Source organism: Bradyrhizobium sp. McL0615, assembly GCF_049993905.1.
Taxonomy (GTDB): Bacteria; Pseudomonadota; Alphaproteobacteria; order Rhizobiales; family Xanthobacteraceae; genus Bradyrhizobium.
The window spans coordinates 6,082,765-6,100,268 of record NZ_CP188254.1; the positions used below are offsets into that span (position 1 = coordinate 6,082,765).

At 62.1% G+C, this 17,504-nt stretch carries 18 protein-coding genes and 2 tRNA genes; 10 read left to right on the top strand and 10 right to left on the bottom strand.

Going from position 1 to position 17,504, the window contains the following annotated elements; genetic code table 11:
- Nucleotides 1-80: 80 nt before the first annotated feature.
- The 4 genes from ACPPVP_RS29325 to ACPPVP_RS29340 all read left to right on the top strand — a co-directional run bounded on the left by ACPPVP_RS29325 (nt 81) and on the right by ACPPVP_RS29340 (nt 3,598).
- Nucleotides 81-767: an ERF family protein gene (locus ACPPVP_RS29325; RefSeq protein WP_426526871.1), complete on the top strand. Its 687-nt coding sequence runs from the start codon at nt 81-83 to the stop codon at nt 765-767.
- Complete coding sequence (locus tag ACPPVP_RS29330) at nt 764-1,498, top strand: lambda exonuclease family protein (protein WP_426526873.1); 735 nt, start codon at nt 764-766, stop codon at nt 1,496-1,498. The genes ACPPVP_RS29325 and ACPPVP_RS29330 overlap by 4 nt, the downstream gene beginning before the upstream one ends.
- Nucleotides 1,495-1,911 (top strand): recombination protein NinB, encoded by a 417-nt coding sequence (locus tag ACPPVP_RS29335; protein WP_426526875.1) that lies wholly within the window; start codon nt 1,495-1,497, stop codon nt 1,909-1,911. Before ACPPVP_RS29330 ends, ACPPVP_RS29335 begins: the two co-directional genes overlap by 4 nt.
- An 886-nt stretch (nt 1,912-2,797) precedes the next feature.
- Nucleotides 2,798-3,598 carry a tyrosine-type recombinase/integrase gene (locus ACPPVP_RS29340; RefSeq protein WP_426526877.1) on the top strand — a complete coding sequence of 267 codons (801 nt, stop codon included), beginning with the start codon at nt 2,798-2,800 and terminating at the stop codon, nt 3,596-3,598.
- A 22-nt stretch (nt 3,599-3,620) separates the two neighbouring features.
- Here the strand turns inward: ACPPVP_RS29340 and ACPPVP_RS29345 are convergent.
- A tRNA-Tyr gene (locus tag ACPPVP_RS29345) sits at nt 3,621-3,706 on the bottom strand.
- 203 nt (nt 3,707-3,909) lie between these two features.
- Between ACPPVP_RS29345 and rlmB the strand changes: the two genes are divergently transcribed.
- Nucleotides 3,910-4,737, top strand: coding sequence for a 23S rRNA (guanosine(2251)-2'-O)-methyltransferase RlmB (rlmB, locus tag ACPPVP_RS29350; protein WP_426526879.1), 828 nt, complete (start codon nt 3,910-3,912; stop codon nt 4,735-4,737).
- A gap of 59 nt (nt 4,738-4,796) precedes the next feature.
- Here the strand turns inward: rlmB and ACPPVP_RS29355 are convergent, their stop codons facing one another.
- Nucleotides 4,797-5,171: a hypothetical protein gene (locus ACPPVP_RS29355; protein WP_426526881.1), complete on the bottom strand. Its 375-nt coding sequence runs from the start codon at nt 5,169-5,171 to the stop codon at nt 4,797-4,799.
- Nucleotides 5,172-5,204: 33 nt separating this feature from the next.
- A complete protein-coding gene (locus ACPPVP_RS29360; protein WP_426526883.1) occupies nt 5,205-5,651 on the bottom strand; it encodes a hypothetical protein in 447 nt (148 codons plus the stop codon).
- A gap of 269 nt (nt 5,652-5,920) precedes the next feature.
- Between ACPPVP_RS29360 and ACPPVP_RS29365 the strand changes: the two genes are divergently transcribed.
- The 3 genes from ACPPVP_RS29365 to ACPPVP_RS29375 all read left to right on the top strand — a co-directional run bounded on the left by ACPPVP_RS29365 (nt 5,921) and on the right by ACPPVP_RS29375 (nt 9,586).
- Nucleotides 5,921-7,558 (top strand): alkaline phosphatase family protein, encoded by a 1,638-nt coding sequence (locus tag ACPPVP_RS29365; RefSeq protein WP_426526885.1) that lies wholly within the window; start codon nt 5,921-5,923, stop codon nt 7,556-7,558.
- A gap of 187 nt (nt 7,559-7,745) precedes the next feature.
- Nucleotides 7,746-8,498, top strand: a complete 753-nt coding sequence (locus ACPPVP_RS29370) for a hypothetical protein (RefSeq protein WP_426526886.1) — start codon at nt 7,746-7,748, stop codon at nt 8,496-8,498.
- Between the two features lie 149 nt (nt 8,499-8,647).
- Complete coding sequence (locus ACPPVP_RS29375) at nt 8,648-9,586, top strand: LysM peptidoglycan-binding domain-containing protein (protein ID WP_426526888.1); 939 nt, start codon at nt 8,648-8,650, stop codon at nt 9,584-9,586.
- 16 nt (nt 9,587-9,602) lie between these two features.
- Here ACPPVP_RS29375 and ACPPVP_RS29380 read toward each other — a convergent pair whose 3' ends face one another.
- From ACPPVP_RS29380 to ACPPVP_RS29405, 6 genes are all read right to left on the bottom strand, one after another.
- Nucleotides 9,603-10,229 carry a methyltransferase family protein gene (locus ACPPVP_RS29380; protein ID WP_426526890.1) on the bottom strand — a complete coding sequence of 209 codons (627 nt, stop codon included), beginning with the start codon at nt 10,227-10,229 and terminating at the stop codon, nt 9,603-9,605.
- Between the two features lie 14 nt (nt 10,230-10,243).
- Nucleotides 10,244-11,293 (bottom strand): NAD-dependent epimerase/dehydratase family protein, encoded by a 1,050-nt coding sequence (locus ACPPVP_RS29385; protein WP_426526892.1) that lies wholly within the window; start codon nt 11,291-11,293, stop codon nt 10,244-10,246.
- Between the two features lie 33 nt (nt 11,294-11,326).
- The gene (locus ACPPVP_RS29390) at nt 11,327-11,986 is read right to left on the bottom strand and encodes a DUF962 domain-containing protein (protein WP_426526894.1); all 660 of its coding nucleotides are present in this window, start codon (nt 11,984-11,986) and stop codon (nt 11,327-11,329) included.
- 189 nt (nt 11,987-12,175) lie between these two features.
- The gene (locus ACPPVP_RS29395) at nt 12,176-13,150 is read right to left on the bottom strand and encodes a Bug family tripartite tricarboxylate transporter substrate binding protein (protein ID WP_426526896.1); all 975 of its coding nucleotides are present in this window, start codon (nt 13,148-13,150) and stop codon (nt 12,176-12,178) included.
- Between the two features lie 61 nt (nt 13,151-13,211).
- Nucleotides 13,212-13,907 (bottom strand): urease accessory protein, encoded by a 696-nt coding sequence (locus tag ACPPVP_RS29400; protein ID WP_426526898.1) that lies wholly within the window; start codon nt 13,905-13,907, stop codon nt 13,212-13,214.
- 51 nt (nt 13,908-13,958) lie between these two features.
- The gene (locus ACPPVP_RS29405; protein ID WP_426526900.1) at nt 13,959-14,678 is read right to left on the bottom strand and encodes a dienelactone hydrolase family protein; all 720 of its coding nucleotides are present in this window, start codon (nt 14,676-14,678) and stop codon (nt 13,959-13,961) included.
- Nucleotides 14,679-14,869: 191 nt separating this feature from the next.
- Here ACPPVP_RS29405 and ACPPVP_RS29410 point away from each other — a divergent pair, with 191 nt between their 5' ends.
- On the top strand, nt 14,870-15,286 hold the full coding sequence (locus ACPPVP_RS29410) for a hypothetical protein (RefSeq protein ID WP_426526902.1): 417 nt from the start codon (nt 14,870-14,872) through the stop codon (nt 15,284-15,286).
- 173 nt (nt 15,287-15,459) lie between these two features.
- A tRNA-Thr gene (locus ACPPVP_RS29415) sits at nt 15,460-15,534 on the top strand.
- Nucleotides 15,535-15,945: 411 nt separating this feature from the next.
- Here ACPPVP_RS29415 and ACPPVP_RS29420 read toward each other — a convergent pair.
- Nucleotides 15,946-17,487: a porin gene (locus tag ACPPVP_RS29420; protein WP_426526904.1), complete on the bottom strand. Its 1,542-nt coding sequence runs from the start codon at nt 17,485-17,487 to the stop codon at nt 15,946-15,948.
- Nucleotides 17,488-17,504: the final 17 nt, after the last annotated feature.

Here is a 17,504-nt window from a genome sequence, read left to right on the forward strand (position 1 = left end):
AGCCTCGCCGAAACCGCGCCGTTGCGGTCGCCTCCAATGTCGACATCGTCCAAGCGGCGCTGAAAAGCGGCAACGTCGAAATGTATCGCGAAGCCGTCGCGCTCTTTAAAGACCTGGAAGGCATGGCCGCGCGCAAGGCATTTGACAACGCTATGGCGGACGCGAAAGCGGAAATCCCGACCATTAAGCGCAACCGTTCGGTTGATGCCGGCGAGAAGAACGGCAAGGCCGGTCCGAAATACCGTTTCGAGGACTTGGCGGAGATCGCGCAAACCGTCGACCCGATCTTGAGCAAGCACGGCCTTTCCTACCGTTACCGCGTGGCATCGCCGATCAATCAGCCGGTCACGGTTACTTGCGTCGTTTCGCATCGCGCCGGCCATTTCGAGGAAACCACCTTGACCGCCGGCCGCGACGACGGCCCAGGCCGCAACGCCATCCAGCAGGTAGGTTCGACCATCACCTATTTGCAGCGGTACACGCTAAAGGCCGCGCTTGGCCTCGCTGTGTCGCACGACGACGACGCGCGCGGCAGTCAGCAGGAGGCCGAGCCCGAGACGTACACGCCGCCGGCCGGCTCGATTACCCAGGACCAGGTTGATTTCATCCGTGACGCGCTCGCCGAGAAGGGCGCTAGCGCGTCCGCCTTCCTGCAATGGGCCAGCAGCAAAGGCATGTTCGCCGGCCGAAAGCAGCGGCTCGAAGAGCTTCCCGCCCAGCACTACGCCGCCAGCGTCAACGCAATTGCTCAATTCAAGAAGGCTTGAGCTTTGCCCGACCTGGACCATTTCGCCATCGTTTTACTCGGCATCACCGCCGGCGGCTTGATCGTCGCCGGGTATCGCTACTGGAAAGGCACTCTGTGAACGCGTCTAAGGAAAATATCTCTATGCAAATCATCAACTGCCAACAGAATTCCCCTGAATGGTTCGAAGCCCGGCGCGGCATACCGACCGCCTCGCAATTCGCAACCGTCATGGCGAAGGGCGAAGGCAAGACGCGACGAACCTACATGATGAAGCTTGCCGGCGAGATTATCACCGGCAAGCCGATGGATAGCTTTTCTAACGCGCACACCGAGCGCGGCCACGAGTTCGAGCCCGAGGCACGCGACCTCTACGCCTTCCAGACCGGCGCGCAGATCGAGCGCGTTGGTTTCATCAGGAACGGCCGCACCGGCGCAAGCCCGGATAGCCTCATCGGCACGGACGGCGGCGCCGAAATCAAGACGAAGCTTCCGCATCTATTGGGCGAATTAATCCTCAAGGATGAATTCCCGCCGGAGCATAAGGCCCAGGTGCAAGGAACGCTTTGGATCAGCAAACGGCAGTGGTGGGAAATCGCCGTTTATTGGCCTGGGATGCCGCTTTTCGTGAAGCGCGTTCAGCGTGACGAGCCTTACATCCAGAAAATCGCAACCGAAGTCGACAAGTTCAACGCCGAGCTTGACGAGGTTGTGGCGGAGATCAGGCGCCGCGGCGAGGTAATCGCCGCATGACCGACCGCGCCGACCTCACGCTTTCATCGCCGGCGCAACGCGCGACGGCGCACCGCTGGATTGATGGCCTGCCGGTGGGAACGCGCGTCACGTTCAAGGGACCACAGCGGACGCTCGAACAGAGCAGCCGCATGTGGGCGATGCTGACCGACATAAGCCGGCAAAAACTACTGAACGGCCGGCGATGGACGACCGATCAATGGAAGGTGATTTTCCTCGAAGCTTTGGGCCGGGAAACCGCGTTCATCCCATCGCTTGTTGGCAAATTCATTCCCTACGGCCAATCGAGCAGCGACCTTTCCGTTAAGGAAATGTCGGACCTGATTGAATTCATGTTCGCGTGGGGCGCCGAGAACAACGTTCGATGGACTGACCCGGCCGTGGCCGACCCAGCGCGGGACAACGCAGCATGAGCTTGCGCGGAGAGAGGCGGACGGAATTCCCGCAGAGCGTCCGGAAGAAGGCTTTCGCGCGGTGCTGCCAGGAATGCCGCGTTGATGGCATCGAGAACATTCCCGGCGTCCCACAGTGCGAGGGCTGCGGTGTTCAGATCGGCCCGCGGACCGGCATCATTTATGAACACGTCATCCCGGATGGGCTTGGCGGCGAACCGACCTTGGAGAACTGCAAGGTCCATTGCCAGAACTGCGCCGACGTTAAGACGCACACTGAGGACAATCCGCGCATGCGGAAGGCGGATCGCGTTCTAAAGAAAACTTACGGTCTGCAACCGACGAAGCGCGCGACGATCGCGAGCTGCGGTTTTGCGAAGGCCGAGGGACAGCGCCGAGCCTCCGGCCCGGTCAACAAATGGAGGGGCTTTTGATGAGCCGCCGACCAGCTAAGGTAACGCAAGCTGACGTCGCCCGTGCAATCCGAGCCGCGAAGCAGGCCGGTGCACTGGCCATCACCATCCGGCCCGACGGGTCAATTGTAATCGGGCTTTTTACGGGCACCGCGCCGGCCTCCGAAGCCCAGCTTGCCCCTGGGGATGATTTCGCGCTGTAATCTGTCATGGTTCGCCCTCGCCCGCCTTACCTGCAACGCGAAATCACCCGACACGGCAAAACCATCTGGATTGTCCGGATCGGGAAAGGCCCGCGCACGCGTTTGCGGGCGCCCTACGGCACGCCGGAGTTTCACGCCGAGTATTTGGCGGCCGTTAATGGCGAACCGCTTCCGGGATCCGCTCCGCGCGTTCTAGCGACATCCTTGCAATGGTTGTGGGACAGCTACCGGCAGACCGGCGCATGGCAAAGCGAATTGAAGCCGTCGACCAGGCGCCAACGCGAAAACATCATGAGGCACGTCTTGGAGCGCGACGGCGCAAAACCGTTCGCCGCACTTCGCCGGGCCCATATCGTCGCCGGCCTAGATCGCCGCGCCGGCACGCCGGCCGCCGCGCGTAATTTCCTCGATACCATGAAGGGGCTGTTTCGTTGGGCAGTCGAGCGCGATCATGTGAAGGTCGACCCTACCGCCGACGTTAAGACGCCGAAGCGCAAGAAGGGCGACGGCTTCGTGGCATGGACCGAAAGCGACGTTGAGGCTTATTGCCTCAAATGGCCGATCGGCACCCGACAGCGCGTTTGGCTGGACGTTCTCCTATACACCGGCTTGCGCCGCGGCGATGCCGTCAGGATCGGCAAGCAGCACGTTCGTGAAGGCGTGGCGACCATTCGCACCGAAAAGAGCGGCGAGACGATCGAGGTAACGATTCCGGTTTTGGAAGTCTTGCAGCGGACCCTTAATGCCGGTCCGATCGGGGATCTTGCCTGGATCTGCGGTGCCCGCGGCGAGCCGTTCGCAAAGGAGGCTTTCGGCAACGAGTTTTCTGCGGCCGCTCGAGCCGCCGGCGTGAAGAAAAGCGCCCACGGCGTCCGCAAGATCGCTGCCACCACCGCAGCAAACAACGGCGCCACCGTCAACGAGCTGGAAGCCATTTTCGGTTGGATCGGCGGCGGGATGGCCTCGCTCTACACCAGGAAGGCTGATCGCGTGAAATTAGCGAAAAAAGCGATCGGGAAACTGGACGGAGAGCGAACAGCGCCGCCCGCACCTAACGAAAAGGTGCGGGGCCTAGCGCAGAATTCCGAATAAAATCAACGCCGTTTCCGGTTGGTGGTGGGGGAAGAAGGACTCGAACCTTCGAAGTCGTAAGACGGCTGATTTACAGTCAGCTCCCTTTGCCACTCGGGACACTCCCCCGTCCAACAGCATCGCAAGCCCAACCGCTTGGAGGCGGCGGATCAGGCCATGGATGACGTTAATACCGTGAGCCGATGGCGCGCTCCCGGTCGGGCGCGTTTATGGGCGATGGGGGGTGGTAAAGTCAACCAAGGCGGACCCCTAAAAACGGCGCTTGAGACGCCCAAATTGCCATATTCGGGGACCCGTGACACAAGCTCCCCATGAGCGATCGCGACCGAAAACCACCGTTCCGCCGCGGCGGCGGTAAACCCTTCGAAAAAGGGCGGAAATTCGCCCGTCCGCCGGGCCGCCGGGACCGGGATTCGAGCCCTGACGGGCCGGTGATTCTTTATGGCTGGCACACGGTTTCGGCCGCCTTGGCCAACCCGGAACGGCAGATCCGCAAGCTGTTCCTGACCGAAAACGCCGCAAAGCGCCTGGCGGACGAGAATATCGACACCCGCGTCCCCCCGGAAATCGTCCGGCCGAACCTGATCGACCAGCGGCTCGGGCCCGACGCCGTGCACCAGGGACTATTGGCAGAGACCGATCCCCTGCCCTCGCCCGATATCGATACGCTGCCGCAGGAAGGCATCGTGCTGGTGCTCGACCAGATCACCGATCCGCACAATGTCGGCGCGATCCTGCGCTCGGCGGCGGCGTTTGCGGTGAAAGCGATCGTCACCACCGCCCGGCACAGCCCGGAGGCCACCGGCGTGCTGGCGAAATCCGCCTCTGGCGCGCTGGAACTGGTGCCCCTGGTCACGGTGCAAAATCTCGCCCGCGCGCTCAACGAGTTGAATGACCGCGGCTTCATGACGGTCGGGCTGGACAGCGAGGGCACCGAGGATCTCGGCGCGGTGACGCTGCAGCAGCCGCTCGCCCTGGTGCTGGGCGCCGAGGGCAAGGGCCTGCGGCAACTGACCCGCGAGACCTGCAGCGTGGTGGCGCGGCTCGACATGCCCGGCGAGATCAAGAGCCTGAACGTCTCGAACGCCGCGGTGCTGGCGCTCTACATCGGTGCGAGCCGATTGGGCTTGATGAAATGAAGAACGCCCGCTCGCAACTCAATGCGAACGGGCGCTGAAGTCCTTCGCCGATCGTTGGATCAGTAGTAGCGGCGCAGCACGCGCTGGCCGTTGTAATAGCGCGCCGTTTGGTGCCGGTGATAATAGCGGTGCGCGCGATGGTACGGACGGTTGTAGCCATAGCCATAGCCGGAGATCGTGCCTTCGCGATAGACCCGACGCGGCGCCCAGTTGCCGGGACCGGTGTAGGTTGGGCCCTGGTTGACGTAGTAGTACTGCTGCTCCGGATCGGGCAGGCGCTCATGAACCCAGCCGCCGCAGGAATTGCAGCCCGTAGAGGCCACGAACGGCGCGGCATAGACCTGCGCTGCGCAAGGGCTGTAACCGCAAGCCATCGCGGGGGCTGCAGCCATGACGGCGACTGCCGCGATCAATCCTTTAAATATCTGACGCATTACTCTCTCCTGTTCGTATTTTCCTTGGTTGTATTAGCGTGGAAGGTGCTCCGGCCCTCGCCTGTAATCCCGCGGCGCGTAGATGATCTCGGGCGGATTGACGGGGACGTTCGATTGCGCCGGCAGCGGTGCCGACTGCGCCGACCAGGATTGATGATAGCTCTCGGCCGGCTCCGGCAATCTGCGGTTCGCCGGCGGCTCGATTTCCAGCCGCCCATAACCGGGCATGCGGCCGGCGCTCGGATAATAATGGCCGACGTGCGGCACCGGGTCGATATAGCGGCCACCGTAGACAGTCGGCTGGACGTGGGTGCCCTTGCCCAAGCCCCAATCACCCTCGACCACCGAATACGATGCGTCGACGCCGTTAATAATGACGGGTACCCCGGGACGGCCCGGAATCACGATCTCGAAGCCGCCGCCGGCGAAGGCCGTCGACGTCATCGCGATGGAAAGTGCCAGTGCCACGCCGATGCGCATCGCTTGGGTTCCGTTTTCCTCAGGGTCCCAGTTTAGTCCAGCACACCATTTCAGTAGTTAAGGCGGCCGGCCAAACTGCCGATAAGGCTAACGCGCCAGCATGGATCGCCGTTCAATTGCGAGAAATGGCGCTATCAAAACGTTAACGAGCCGGGGATCGGAAGGCCGACCCCGAGCGACCGGCTGCCCGCTCGATTGTCATTTGCGCGGCGATATCGCACCATCCCGGCCTCTTCCGCTCTCTCCGAACTCCAGTCGAAATGCCTGAAATGACGACCAAAACGCCTGCGAAGAACGTGCTCTGGATCATGTGCGACCAGCTTCGCTACGATTATCTCGGCTGCACCGGGCATCCGGTTTTGAAGACGCCGAATATCGACGCGATGGCCAAACGGGGCGTGCTGTTTTCCAACGCTTATGTGCAGTCGCCGATCTGCGGCCCGTCGCGGATGTCGTTCTATACCGGCCGCTACATGCGCTCGCACGGCTCGCACTGGAACGGCTGGCCGCTGCGCGTGGGAGAACCGACACTTGGCGATCACTTGAAAAAGATCGGTGTCCGCAACGTGCTGGTCGGCAAGACCCATATGGCGCCCGACCTTGAAGGTCTGAAGAATCTCGGCATCCCGCCCGACTCGATTATCGGCGTGCATGTCTCGGAATGCGGGTTCGAGCCTTACGAGCGCGACGATGGCCTGCATCCGACCGGGCGACCGCGGCCAGCCTACGACAATTATCTGCGCGAGCACGGCTACGACGCGCCGAACCCGTGGGAGCACTGGGCCAATTCCGGCGCGGCCGAGGACGGCAGCTTGCAGAACGGCTGGCTGCTGGTGCACGCCGACAAGGCCGCGCGGGTGCCGGACGAGCACTCCGAGACGCCCTACATGACGCGGCGCGCGATGGAGTTCATCGCGGAAGCCCAAGACGACGGAAGGCCGTGGTGCCTGCATCTGTCCTATATCAAGCCGCACTGGCCCTATATCGCACCTGAGCCCTATGCCAGCATGTATGGGCCGGAGGACGTCAAGCCGGTGATCCGCTCGCAGGAGGAGCGCGCCAACGCGCATCCGGTGTTCGCCGCCTATATGGAGATGCGCTACTCCCGCAACATGTCGCGCAACGAGGCGCGCGAAAAGGTCATTCCGACCTATATGGGCCTGATCAAGCAGATCGACGACCAGATGGGCGTCTTGATGCAATTCCTCGAAGCGCGCGGCCTGCTCGACAGCACCATGATCGTATTCACATCGGATCATGGCGACTATCTCGGCGATCATTGGATGGGCGAGAAGGATCTGTTCCACGAGCAATCGGCCAAGATTCCGCTGATCGTGGTCGATCCTTCAAGCGCGGCCGACAGCACGCGCGGCACCGTGAGCGATGCGCTGGTCGAGGCGATCGACCTGGCGCCGACCTTCATCGATTATTTCGGCAGCACTCCGCCGGACCACATCCTGGAAGGACGCTCGCTGCTGCCGCTGTTGCATGGCGACAAGCCCGCCGACTGGCGCAAGGTGGTGTTCTCCGAATACGACTACGCCATGCAGGACGTCCGCGTCATGCTGAACCAGCCGATCGAGCGCTGCCGGCTGTTCATGGTGTTCGACGGTCGCTGGAAATTCATTCACGCCTCCGGCTTCCGGCCGATGCTCTACGACCTCGAAACCGACCCGCAGGAATTTTGCGATCGCGGCGCCGACCCTTCATGTGCCGATATCGTGGCGCGGCTGCAGTCGGAGCTGTTCGACTGGGCGCTGCACCCGAGGATGCACATCACCACACCGAACGCGAAGATCGCGGCGTATGCGGCCCAGCAATTGCAGGTGAAGAACGGCGTGCTGATCGGCATCTGGGACGAGGCCGAGCTCAGCGCGATCAGGGAGAAGATCGGGATGAAATCCTGAGAGCTCGCACGCGCGAATCGCGTTCTGCTGGCACGCCGGGGAAAGACTGAGAGGGTTCGAAATAGGTGTTGCGTCGGAGACACGTCGTGTCGGCGAATGTCGGAGGCTCACCCCACCCGAGTTGCAGTTCCAGGCGCGCTGGCGCTACGGTTGCCCTGAAACACTTCTCAGCTCATCGAGGAGAGGCATGAAGCCATATCGTGGCGACACCGGATTTATCGGCTGGCCATCCTTTCTTGGCCGGGCATCGTGGCGTCGTCTGCACGCGATGGCGATCGCCGTCTTGCTTCTCCTGTCGATCAGTGTAAATCCCGCGCTCGCCAGGAACGATGTCACGGCGGTCGCCTCGACTGCGCATGTCTACCTGCTTCGTGGCGTACTCAATATCTTCTCTCTGGGGCTTGACGACATTGCAGCACAGCTGCGGGCGCAAGGCATCCCGGTCACTGTCGCGAACTTCGCCTCATGGTCGTCGCTCGCCGACGACGCCGCCGCCGGCTACAAGAGCGGCAGGATCAAGACAATCATTCTGGTCGGGCATTCCTCGGGAGCGACCGCCTTGCCCGACATGGTCGCCAAGCTGGATCAGCTTGGCGCGCCCGTTAAGCTGGCCATCGGGCTGGATTCGGTGTTCCGCACCAAGCTCTCGGGACGGGTGGGACGCTACATAAACTTCTACATCGCCAGCGGCGCCGGCGAGCCGGTCGCGGCGACCGGGCAATTGCAGGGCAAGCTCGAGAACATCAATGTGCAGAACGTGCCTGGCGTCGGGCACATGTCCATCGAAAAGAACCGGATCATGCAGCGAAAGGTGATCAGCGAGATCGATGCCGTCGTCTTCGGCCGATCTGTACCATCTTCGGGCCCGCAGAGGCCGCGACAGCCCGGAGCGACGGGAGCGGCGCGATCAGGCACGGCAAGGTCCGCAGCGGTACGTTAGTAGTGTGAACGCCCGCCGCAGTAGCGACGAATGCCGCAAATTCTGCCGATTCCTCAACGATAAATCACCCGGAGAGCGCCTGAGCGCGTAGCCTGCCGACCTTGCAAGGTCCGGCAGCCTTTGCGCCCAGAATCGCGAGCGGAAGGCATATGAGAAGTCCGACGCTGGTTGCGGCCGTGGTGATCCGTGCAGCCCTTTCGATCTGCACGCTGTCGGCTATCTGCAATCTGGCAGTCGCCGGCCCGGTCAACCGCACCACCAATGCGGTCGCGACGGTCGCGCCCGACGTTCCGCCCGCCGCGATCCCGCCGCAGGCGCGCGTCTACCTGTTCCGCGGCGCGCTCGGCCCGATCTTTTCGCGCGGAATGGATCGCCTGACCGATCGCCTGCAGAAAGCCGGCATCCGGGCGGACGTCTACGAGTTCACGATTTGCCGGCTGATCGCGGATCAGGCGATCCGCGATTACCGCGACAATCCCGTTCCGATCGTCCTGATCGGGCATTCGATGGGCGGACTGTGCGCCTTGACGTTCGCGGGGGTTCTGAAGTCCGAAAACATTCCGGTGAGCCTGGTGGTCACCATCGATCCGGCTCACGCAAGCCCGAAAGTGCCGCTGAACGTCGAGCGCTTCATCAACATTTTCCTGTCCGACAGCGTATTGGGCGGCGGCGATATCGTCGCGGAGCCAGGTTACCAGGGTCACTATGCAAGCTTCGACATGAAGCAGCACGAGGAAGTCACCCATATCAACATCGACAAGATGGATTCTGTCCACCAGCAGCTGGTGACCGCAATTACGCAGCTCGCGACGACGCCATTGCCGGCCACGGGTGAGTCCATACCGCTGCGCTACGTCGTTCCTCCCGATGCCCCGCTGGAGCTCTGGGACAGCGGCACGCCGCAACTCGCCCGTTCGGGAGATACTTTGCAGGGGCTGGCGACACTCAACGGTGTGCCGCTGTGGTCGCTTACCCAGGCCAATCAGTATTCGGACAGTGCATCGCTGTCGGTAGGTCAGCGCGTCCTGGTTCCGCGCCGTCTCGTGCCACCTGTCGCGACAGCGGCGGTGTCGCGACCGAAACGATAGTTCAGGCGTTGCCGCGTCAGGTCGGCCGCAGAAACGGGATCAGCATCGGAACGCGACGGCAATACGATCCATAGGCATCTGCGCCGAGTTCGGCCGTGAGGAACCTCTCCTCCATGCGCGCTTTCAATCCCATGCCGAGCGAGATCAGCACCGCGCCGAGTATCGCGGTGACCGTTCCGACCGCAATGCCCGTCACCAGCATCCCCGAGATAAGCCCGGTATAGATCGGGTGACGCACCATCCCATAGGGCCCGGTGTCGATGACCTGATGGCCCTCCTTGTGCGTGATCGCATTCGACCAGAATCGTCCGAGATGAATTCTGCCCCACCAAGTGAACGATATCCCCGCAAGGACAAGGCACGCGAGCACGTAAACGCCGAAATTGCCGAACTGCCAGAGCGGCTTTTCGCCCAGCACCTTGCCGGCCAGCGGCATGAAAAGAATGGCGCCGGCGAGAATCGGCAGCCGGTATTTGAAGGAGTCCAGGGTCATCACGTGTTTCTTGGTCTGACCGGACCAGAACGACGCCACGACCCAGCTCGTGACCCACAGAATCCAGATAATGGCGAGCAACTCCGTCGGCCAGGTCGTGGTCCAGCCACCCAAGGCGAAAGCGAACCATTGACTAGGATTGTTCAACATGCCGAACGCTTCGATCAACCGCCGAACCGACGCTCGACGTGCAACGGTCGAGAGCGCGTAGTCGGCGTTGAGTCCCATTCAGTTTGATTGTCGCTGCCATCAAGCAGTTGCGCAATGGTTTCACGCAGGACAGGTTCGACGGGCCCCGGCGCGTAGCCGAGTTCTCGTTGTGCTTTTTCGATCGACAAGGCTCCCGCGCGCAACGCAATTCGAACGCCTTCGGCCGTACCGGATGGAGGCCGGTGTGTCACGTGATCGGAGATGAATTCGAGTATTTCCGTGACCATTTCGGCCACCTTGCCGTTCATGTGAATGCACCGGATCCGACGGCCGCTGATCTCAGCCATGAGTTCCAGAATCTGCCTCAGCGGCATGCTTTCACCGCCGAGAACGTAGCGCTGTCCGGCGCGTCCGCTCTCCATGGCAAGAATCAACCCTTCGGCGGCGTCGCGCACATCGACGAGGTTCACGACAAAATCGAGATGCAATTGAAGACGTCGGTTGAGAAAATACCGGAGCATCGCCGTCGGCGGGGTCATGTTGTGATCGTGCGGCCCGACAGGCATGGTGGGACAGCCGATGATGACAGGATATCCGGATGCGGCCGCCTGCATCGCGAACCGGTCCGCAAGCATTTTCGAGCGTGTGTATGGGCCCGGCATGTCGTCCGGCAGCAGGGCATCGTCCGCGACTGGAACTATCGTTGGCGAGGCACGGAACAGAATGGATTCCGTCGAGCAATGCAGGAAGTGCTTGATGCCGCGCTTGCGCGCCGTCTCGATGACGATCTCGGTGCCACCGAAATTGACGGCGTGAAAATCGGCCTTTCGCGGTACCCACATCCCCGGCAGGCCGGCCAGGTGATAGACCTCGTCAACGTCGTCCATCGCGCGGTCCACCAGGTCGCGATCAAGCACCGATCCTCTGACATGCTCGATTTGCGGCAACGCTCGAGGCGGTGGTTGCAGATCGAGCACCCTCACCTGCCGACCCCGCGCGATCAGCGCCGAGGCGAGGTGCTTTCCGATGAATCCACTACCGCCTGTGACCAGTATACGTGTCATGCTACGAATGCACTCAAGCTGAACTATTCGAAATCAAGATGCAGCGCCTTGCGGGTGGTCCTGGATGATGATGGCGAGATCGCGCCGAAAGCCCAACGCTATAAACAGCTTCGCCATCACAAACATGGGGCCCAGCAACAGGTGGGCCGGATTGTCGACCAGCGCCGGCTGCCGCCCTTCGAACACGCGGTGTCCGATGATCTGCGATGCGACACCGATGACAATCAGAATGGCCGTCAGCGACCACAAGCCGGCCGTCGTTGTATGCCCCCCGATCACGGCAGCAGTTGAGAGCAACACGACGGCCGCAGCAAGGATCCCGGCGCCGAGCGCGAAGTCGAGCAGGAACCAATAGACGAGCACCGGTGTGACAGCGACGGCTGCAGCGCTGGTCTGAATCCCGAGTACCGTGACGGGCCACAGGCTGAGCGGAAGGATGGCAGCCAGGAAGAGGAACACGATGCCGAAGACATGCATCGCGCAGTTCCAAGGGTCCCGGTGATATTCGACGTAATCCGCAAGCTGCCGCCGAAAATATGAACCCATGCGGTGCTTATCCCGTGCTTTCGGCAAGCGCTTGGTCGGACCACACAAGACCGACGCACCTGCTTCAGTTACCCGAACTCCCGTGTGGGACATGATGATGTAGTTAAACTTGGGATTCCTCATCAAGTCAAAGCGCGGATGCGTCATTTAGAGCGCCAGCGCACTGCCGGCATTGACAAATCATGCAATAATTCAAGCGATTAGGACGGCACACGATGCAGGGAACCCGCCATGTGTTGCGACAATTTTACCCCAAATGTTGCCGACGGGAGCGGTGGATGAGTGAGTGGATGCTGTCATCCCGCGCCGATTCGTAGAGCCGATCCTGGATGACAGTCAATTCGTGATCTTGTATCCCGTCGCCTTCACGATCGGCTGCCAGAATGCCGTGTTGGCGGCGAGTTCCTTGGTCAGGCCTTCTGGCGTCGAGCCGACCGGGATCAGGCCGATCGCCGCAAGCTTTTCCTTGACCTCTGATTTGGCGAGCGCGGTGGCGACGGCCTCGCTCAGCTTTTTTGCGAAATCCGATGACGCGCCCGCCGGCAGCCACATGCCGTACCACGCGTCCGCTACCAGATCGACGCCACTTTCCTTCAGCGTCGGTGCATCCGGCAGGAACGGCGACCGCGTCTCGCTGCCGACCGCGAGAATCCGGATGTTGCCGGCGCGATGCTGCGGGATGGCGTCGGTCAACGTGGAAATCGCGAAGGGCATATGGCCGCCAACGAGATCGTTGATGATCGGTGCGCTGCCGCGATAGGCAACGCGCGTCAGCTTGATGCCCAGCGCCTCCTCGAGCCGCGATCCGCTGAAATGCGGAATGGTGCCGTTGCTGGGCACGCCGAACGTGGCCTTGTCCGGATTGACTTTCAGCCAGGCGACGAATTGCTGGAAGTCCTTGACCTCGGCCGGGACGACCGTGCCGACGAAGACGCAGAACTCGAACCGCACGAGCTGGCTGACCGGAACGAAGTCCTTTGCCGCGTCAAAACTCGGCGTCGTCTCGACCATCGGCAACAGATACATCGTCGGTCCCGTGGTGACGAGAATGGTGGCGCCGTCGGGATTGGCCCCCTTCACCGCCTTGATGCCGATCAGGCCGTCACCGCCGGTGCGGTTCTCGACGATGATGCTGCGGTCGAGCAAGGGAGCGATGTGCTGCGCTAGCAAGCGGCACAGCGCGTCGCCGCCGCCGCCGGCCGCAAAGGGAAAGACGATCTTGGTCAGCGGGCCGGATTGCGCCAGCGCCTGACCCGTCCATGCGGCCAGTGAACACGCGGCGCTTCCGGCCAGGAAATCCCGGCGCTTCATCCTGTCTCCTCCGAACACTTTATTATTGGTGATCAGCCTGCAGCGCTGAGGCAACCCGGCGTCAGGCCAGCACCGTCTCGACCACGGTCATAATCCCTATCGCGACGGTGACAAGACCCACCGCCCCCTGCAGACCGCGATTGGCCCAGGTGAGCCAGCGGGCGGAGACCGCGAGCGGCACCGCGATCACTGTCGACAGTACGCCCATGCCGATCATCGAGCCGACGCCGAACAGCGCGACGTAACCGAGGCCGACCGCCGGGCTGGACGCCTGCGTGACCGCGAGCACCAGAAGCGCAGCCGAGCCCGCCATGCCGTGCATCAGGCCGACCAGCAGCGTACGCCAGCGGAAGCCATGGTCGTGGGCATGGGCCGCGCGGGCATGCGGCGCGGTTTCGCCGGCATGGCTGTGGGCATGGAAATGCACCGTGCCGTCGCCATGGCCGTGCTGGTGGAAATGCACGCGGTCGCGCCACAGCCGCCACAGCACATGGCTGCCGAGGCCGACCAGCATGAGGCCGACGGCGGTCTCGATCGGGCGGGCAATGCTTTCGGGAATCGCGTGGCCGAGCAGGATGGCGGCGCCGGCAAAGACGAACAGCGTCAGCGTATGGCCGAGCCCCCAGGTCAGCCCGTGCTTGACGATATCGGCGACATGGCTGCGGCGCGCGGCGATGCTGGAGACGGCGGCGATATGATCGGCCTCGAGCGCATGCTGCATGCCCAGCAAAAACCCCAGCCCAAGAATTCCGAACATACGCCCCCTACCCGCTGTATCCGTCCATCAGATACCAGACGGAAGCCTTTGTCAGGTCAAGACTTCATCGAACAGGCTTTTCATCGACGCCCAGGAGCGGCGGTCGGCCTGTTCGTTGTATAGCGCGGTGCGCATCATCGAGCCGTCGGCGGCCGGGTTGGTGAAACCGTGCAGCGCGTTGCCATAGGTGATGACCTGCCAGTCCTTTACCCCTCCGGTTCGCATCTCGTTTTCGAAATCGGCGACCTGTTCCGGCGGCGCCAGGGGATCGTCGACGCCGGTGCAGACCAGCACGCTGGCCTTGATTCGCCCCGGTTGCGCCGGCATTTTTGTCGTCAGAACGCCGTGGAAACTGACCACCGCCTTCAGGTCCGCGCCCTCGCGCGCCAGCTCCAGCACCACCGACCCGCCGAAACAGAACCCGATCGCCGCCAGCCTGCCGGGATCGACCTGCGGAAGCCCCGCGAGCGTTTCCAGCGCGGCGCGGCCCCGGGCGCGGAGCTTTTCCGGCTCGGCGCGAAGCCCGCCGACCAGATTTGCGACTTCCTGCAGATTGGTCGCCTGCCGCCGATCGCCGAACATGTCGGCGGCCAGCGCGGCATAGCCGAGACCGGCGAGCCGGCGCGCGCGCTCCATCGCGAAGTCGCCAAGCCCGAGCCCCTCGTGAAACACCAGTACGCCCGGCCGGCTTCCAGCAGTGCTTTCATCAAGTGCGAGATAGCCGCGCAAATTGACCTCGCCGCAGCGGTAGTCGACATCCCGCGCCTGCATGAATGCCTCGGCCCCTCTAAATGATAAGGAGCCGGAACTTCACATCTGTCGGGAGACCGCACAACCGGAATCGAAAAGCCCCGCCCTTCCGCCCTCCGCATCACGGCTGTTTGACTCGCGCAAAGGGATCGCACCGGAACGATCGCCGATACGAATGCTTAGCGTGGCGCCCCCTGCAATGGAGTCCACCAATGACCAAATCCAGCATTCTCGCCGCCGCGGCGATCCTTGCATCCGCGCTTGCCAGCCCCGCAATGGCGCAGGAAGTCATCTACAATCCCGGCTACTGCGCGCAGTACTATCCAAACGCCAATTGCCAGAACCGGGGACCGGGAAGTCCCTACACCGGCAGCTACCAGCGTCAGGTCTATCAGGATCAGGCCTATCGGGATCGTACCTGGCAGAACAGCTATAATCGCGTTGAGGACAACAGCGGCTTCTGGCCCGGCAATGTCGCAGCCGGCGTCGTCGGTGGCACCGTCGGCACGGCGGCGGCGATTGCCGCCTATCCGTTCGGCGGCGAGGAATATGCCCGCCGCAACGGCTTTGTCTGCGTCCCCGGCACCCTGTTCCGCGGCGAGGACGGCCGGCGGCATCTCTGCCAGTAAGGCGGCCCGCGAATCGCGTTCGGAAAAGGCGGCTGGAAAGGCCGCCTTTTCCATACGGGAGCGATGAAAAGCGGCTCTTGGGGTTCTGGCCCTTTGCGGCCAAGTCTGATATTCGAGCCGCCGAAGATCGGACCATGTGGCGAGATATCTACCCTCGCCGATTGCTTCAATTCGCCGGTTTAGCTCAGCGGTAGAGCAGCGGTTTTGTAAACCGAAGGTCGGGAGTTCAATCCTCTCAACCGGCACCACGACCCAAGCCAACGAGACGGGGCTTTCTTCTACCTTCCCCTGCAGCAGTTCGAATCGGCAGCGGGCGGGCCGCCAGCGCAACGAGACATTCGCCCAAACGTTAAAACCTCCGGGAGGGCATTCCCGGAGGTTTCGGAGGTTTAACGTAAGTAGTGTTGCGTCTCCTTGGAGACCAAGAGGCAACCAAGGAATTGAGCTGGCTACCTTCAGATCATATTAGATTACATAATTACCTGAGTAAATCATATTTTTTGATTTTTTGAAGTTTTCAAGCATTCGTTACAGCGGCTTGCATCTCTCTTCATATTGCCGCGCGCATCGCTGCGCAGCCGGAAAACCAGCAGACGCCAAAGAAAAACCCCCAGCAGTTGCCTGCCGGGGGTTCTCCGAGTGTTTCAAGTCTTTCGGGATCAGAAGTTACGCTGAGCGCGAACGTTCAGGAACACAGTGCTCTGGTCCTTGAACTCGTACACAGCGGTCGGCTTCGGAGCCGTCGGGGTCAAGATAGCAGAGCCCGTGAACTTCTGGTCGAGGAAGAACGCGCCGACTTCAGCCGAGAACGTCAGGTTCTTGACGGGAGTCCAGCGGGTGGTCAGACCAACCTGGGCAATGTTGTAGTCCGGGTTGCAGCTATAGTCCAAAGACACCGCCTTGCCGGCGTTGTAGTTGGCGCACCACTGGCCCTTGGCGGAAGTCAGATCCGTCGAGGAGCCGTTGTAGCGCACCGAGGCGTAGCTGCCCCAGAGGCTGGACGACCAGTAGGGATCCCAGTTGTGGTTGAACGCACCACGGACACCCCATGCATCCACCAGCTTGAGCTCGCCGCCCGGCACGTAGACCGCATCAGAGGTCTGGCCGAAACCGACGCTCTGGTAGCCGCCGGCGAGGCCGGTCGAACCGAACATCGCGAAGCTCGGCGAACCACCGCTCGTGGAGATCACAGCCTTGGTATCACCCTTGGAGTACGAGACGTCGATCTTGAAATCGTCGCCGGCACCGGTCGGGAGGTTCTTGATCTGCAACGCAGCCATCACCGCACCGCCCCACTTGTCTTCGGGGTGACCGGAGATTTCTGACAGAGCGGTCGCAGCGCCACCGGCGCCGAGGATGTTGTAGGAAGCGTTCACGAGGTGCGCCATACCTGAAATCTGGAACAGACCCCAAGCCTGGTCGACACGGATGTTACCGACGATGTCGGGAGCATGCGTTCCGCCGTACGCGTTCGCGCCGGCACCGATCGCCGACCCGGCAACGCCGAGATTGAGCACAGAGGTGCGGTCGAACACGGTCGGATCATCGAGACCGATGGTGCCCGACACGCCGTTACCGAACTGCGCGGTGTACTGGATGTTGTTGACGCCGGTGACGTAGTCAGCACCGCCCATCAAGAACGAGTTGTTGTTGCCCGGATAGCCGTTCCAGGGCGTCGCGTAGGCCGAAGCCGACTTACCGAAGGTGAAACCAGCGAACTGGATGAACACCATTTCAACCGCGACGTAACCACCGCCTGCCGTGGAAAGCAGAGCGTTGTTGAGCGTCGCGCCGGTGAAGTTGGTCGTCGATCCGATGTTCGACGTGCCGAAGTTCTGGAACTGGAAGTCGGCCTGACCGAAGGTGCGGACCACGCCGTATTCGGTGGCGGTACGGGTATCAACCGTCAGCGCCATACGGGAACGGGAGTTGAAGTAATCGCGGAAGCGATTGCCCTGGCCGGCGTCGCCCGAATAGAACGGCTGACCGTAGGCGCCACCGTTGAACGTGGTGTCGATGCGCAGATAACCACCCAGCTTGATGCAGGTGTCGGTGCCCGGGATGTAGAAGAAGCCCGCGCCATACAGGGAGCAGATCCTCACGTACTCGACCGCTTTGGCCTTGACGGGAAGATCGGCCGCCTGCGCCCCGCTCATGGCGATCAGACCCGCCGCTGAGCCGAGAACAAGGCTCTTGATCATAGTCATGTTAAACCTCC

Coding starts and splice junctions, on each gene's coding strand:
- ACPPVP_RS29355 (WP_426526881.1), bottom strand. CDS start 5,171: ATGCGTCAGATATTTAAAGGATTGATCGCGGCAGTCGCCGTCATGGCT.
- ACPPVP_RS29365 (WP_426526885.1), top strand. CDS start 5,921: ATGACGACCAAAACGCCTGCGAAGAACGTGCTCTGGATCATGTGCGAC.
- ACPPVP_RS29370 (WP_426526886.1), top strand. CDS start 7,746: ATGAAGCCATATCGTGGCGACACCGGATTTATCGGCTGGCCATCCTTT.
- ACPPVP_RS29335 (WP_426526875.1), top strand. CDS start 1,495: ATGACCGACCGCGCCGACCTCACGCTTTCATCGCCGGCGCAACGCGCG.
- ACPPVP_RS29405 (WP_426526900.1), bottom strand. CDS start 14,678: ATGCAGGCGCGGGATGTCGACTACCGCTGCGGCGAGGTCAATTTGCGC.
- ACPPVP_RS29385 (WP_426526892.1), bottom strand. CDS start 11,293: ATGACACGTATACTGGTCACAGGCGGTAGTGGATTCATCGGAAAGCAC.
- rlmB (WP_426526879.1), top strand. CDS start 3,910: ATGAGCGATCGCGACCGAAAACCACCGTTCCGCCGCGGCGGCGGTAAA.
- ACPPVP_RS29380 (WP_426526890.1), bottom strand. CDS start 10,229: ATGTTGAACAATCCTAGTCAATGGTTCGCTTTCGCCTTGGGTGGCTGG.
- ACPPVP_RS29340 (WP_426526877.1), top strand. CDS start 2,798: ATGAGGCACGTCTTGGAGCGCGACGGCGCAAAACCGTTCGCCGCACTT.
- ACPPVP_RS29410 (WP_426526902.1), top strand. CDS start 14,870: ATGACCAAATCCAGCATTCTCGCCGCCGCGGCGATCCTTGCATCCGCG.
- ACPPVP_RS29360 (WP_426526883.1), bottom strand. CDS start 5,651: ATGCGCATCGGCGTGGCACTGGCACTTTCCATCGCGATGACGTCGACG.
- ACPPVP_RS29400 (WP_426526898.1), bottom strand. CDS start 13,907: ATGTTCGGAATTCTTGGGCTGGGGTTTTTGCTGGGCATGCAGCATGCG.
- ACPPVP_RS29375 (WP_426526888.1), top strand. CDS start 8,648: ATGAGAAGTCCGACGCTGGTTGCGGCCGTGGTGATCCGTGCAGCCCTT.
- ACPPVP_RS29420 (WP_426526904.1), bottom strand. CDS start 17,487: ATGATCAAGAGCCTTGTTCTCGGCTCAGCGGCGGGTCTGATCGCCATG.
- ACPPVP_RS29390 (WP_426526894.1), bottom strand. CDS start 11,986: ATGACGCATCCGCGCTTTGACTTGATGAGGAATCCCAAGTTTAACTAC.
- ACPPVP_RS29325 (WP_426526871.1), top strand. CDS start 81: ATGTATCGCGAAGCCGTCGCGCTCTTTAAAGACCTGGAAGGCATGGCC.
- ACPPVP_RS29395 (WP_426526896.1), bottom strand. CDS start 13,150: ATGAAGCGCCGGGATTTCCTGGCCGGAAGCGCCGCGTGTTCACTGGCC.